The organism is Carnobacterium sp., assembly GCF_049673005.1.
GTDB lineage: Bacteria > Bacillota > Bacilli > Lactobacillales > Carnobacteriaceae > Carnobacterium_A.
The window spans coordinates 1-2,239 of sequence record NZ_JBATXB010000018.1 but is presented as its reverse complement, the minus strand read 5'-3'; the positions used below and the strand labels follow the sequence as shown (position 1 = coordinate 2,239).

The following is a 2,239-nucleotide window of genomic DNA, read 5'->3' as shown; positions in this document are numbered from 1 at the left end:
GTAATCGTCTCGCCAAATCCTTTACCTTCATTAACAAATAAAGCGGTTCCAGATATATCTGTTTTGGTTGCTTCCATTTGAACTTTTTGGATAAATTCGACGTAAGGATGCTCAATAGCTCGAGCATGGTGCGCATTTTGAATACACATATCCCCTTCGACTTTACCTAATGGTTGATCCAACCACTCATCTACTTCTTTAAATACGCCCGCAAGTTTTTCTGACATCGCTTTATCAGTTAAAGCATCCGCGGTACTTATCAAACGTGCTTCGCTTCCTGTCACGACGTAACGATTTTCTTCGTTTTTCTCAATAGTTAACGTTATCTTGCCTACTGCTTCGCCTCGGTATCCTGGTTGAATAACGGGGATATTGTTTATTTTAGTTGCGATTAAACGGTGTTGATGCCCAGTAATGAGTGCATCTACCCCAGGTACTTCTGTCATCAATTGGTACGCTTCATTTTCTCCAGTCAAAGGTTCAGCTATTTCTCCTGTTTTTAAATCTCTTTCAAATCCACCATGGTAACTAATCACCACGACATCGGCTAACTCTCTTAAATGGGGAACGAGTTCTTTTGCTGTTTCGACACCATTTTTAAATGTTAATCCTTTAATGTGATCAGGATGCTCCCAATTTGGAATATAGGTTGTCGTTAGACCTAATACCGCTATTTTAATGCCATCTTTTTCAAAAATTTCATATGCTTTGCCAAAAGCTGGTTCCCCAGCTTCATTTAAGATGTTTGCTGCTAAAACAGGGTACTTTACAGCTGATATGGCCTGACATAAATATTCTTTCCCATAATTAAATTCGTGATTGCCAATAACACCTACATCATACTCCATCATATTTAATACCGTTGCTAGATCCTCTGAACTCTTTTTTCCCCGGTGTCTTGCAACATAATAACTAAATGGAGAACCTTGAATAAAATCACCATTCTCAATCGTCAATACTGGTCCATCTGCAGCCTCTTTTTCTTCTTTTAATACTGTTGCCACTTTTAGAGCTCCAAAGGGCTTATCTTGCGTTTTTGTACTGAAATTAGTTGGTCTGATGTAGCCATGTATATCGCTAGTTGCTAATATGGTCAATTTCATTCTGCCAAATCCTTCCAATCATTCGATTTTATGTAGATCATTCGCATTCATTATACTCTTAATGTTCGTCTAATTTCATTATTTTTTTAATTTATTCCGTATTCTTTATTGATTGTATCGGATTTGGAGATGATTTGAAAGCGAAACCTATACTCAATTATCTTTTATTCTTATCAGTGCTAGAACAATCGCTTTAAATCACTTCTAATAACTGATTATTATTGAAAAAGCAGTTTCTTCTTTTGAATAAAAAATGATTAGCTCTTACAACAAGGCACAGCCTATTCTTAAGACTTTTTACCAAAGGATACAGTGTTTTTTATTCTCTTTGTGTTCTATACTAAGGATAAGCTAAATAGATTCATCAAGTAGCTCGTTCTATCAAAACTCTACTACCATAGGAGGAATTATAATGAAACAATTAGTCGTATTATTTCTCGCTGCAGCCTTTTTAACTAGTTGTGGCTCAGAAAGTTCACAAGAAAAAACAAGTGAAAAGCTTGAACAAAATGAAAAAACCATTACTTATATTGGAACGGTGATTGATTTTGGTCAAACCCATGATAGTGGTTTATTTTTAGCTGACCTAACACCCATTAACTTTCCAGAAGCAGCTGCTTTTGACGAAGTCATTTTGCTAACCGATGACGTTTCCTTAGTTGATCAATCAACTGGTGAAGCTATTGCCTTGTCTGAGCTAGTAAAAGGGGATAGCGTCCAGGTGACACTCATCGAGCACGCGCCAACGACGATGTCCATTCCGCCTCAAATAGCAGGAAACGGAATTATAAAAATTGAAAAAATAACTGAGGAGTAAGGAAGTGAATTTCCTAATCAAACAGTAGAAATACCCCTACCACGATATAGTTTACACTTCGTAGTAGGGATTTTTATGCCTTATTTACTTACTGAAACCCTTACTCAGAAGCCACGATATAATAGAACAATTCAAAAGTAACTGTTCCACTGAATGAAGCTTCATCTACTTTTTCAAATCCAAAATACTGAATATTCCAGATACGCTCTTGAGCTTCTAATTCTTCGACAAGGTTCTGCATGCTTCCCGCAGTAGTACTTGTCATTTCAACTTCATAGATATTTTTTTTATAACTTTCATCTAGACCTTCAATTGCCAG

The 2,239-nt window shown here is 36.5% G+C and carries 3 protein-coding genes; 1 reads left to right on the top strand and 2 read right to left on the bottom strand.

From position 1 onward, the window contains the following. Positions 1–1,103, bottom strand: a 1,103-nt coding sequence (locus WBF61_RS01930; RefSeq protein ID WP_424253434.1) for a metallophosphoesterase, incomplete at its 3' end; no start/stop codon positions are given. Positions 1,104–1,515: 412 nt separating this feature from the next. Between WBF61_RS01930 and WBF61_RS01925 the strand changes: the two genes are divergently transcribed. Beyond that, positions 1,516–1,920, top strand: coding sequence for a hypothetical protein (locus tag WBF61_RS01925; RefSeq protein WP_424253432.1), 405 nt, complete (start codon positions 1,516–1,518; stop codon positions 1,918–1,920). 100 nt (positions 1,921–2,020) lie between these two features. Here WBF61_RS01925 and WBF61_RS01920 read toward each other — a convergent pair. After that, the coding region (locus tag WBF61_RS01920) for a hypothetical protein (RefSeq protein ID WP_424253430.1) at positions 2,021–2,239 on the bottom strand (219 nt) is incomplete at its 5' end.

Excerpts from the sequence above, each read along its gene's own strand:
- WBF61_RS01925 (WP_424253432.1), top strand. The coding sequence starts at position 1,516 with ATGAAACAATTAGTCGTATTATTTCTCGCTGCAGCCTTTTTAACTAGT.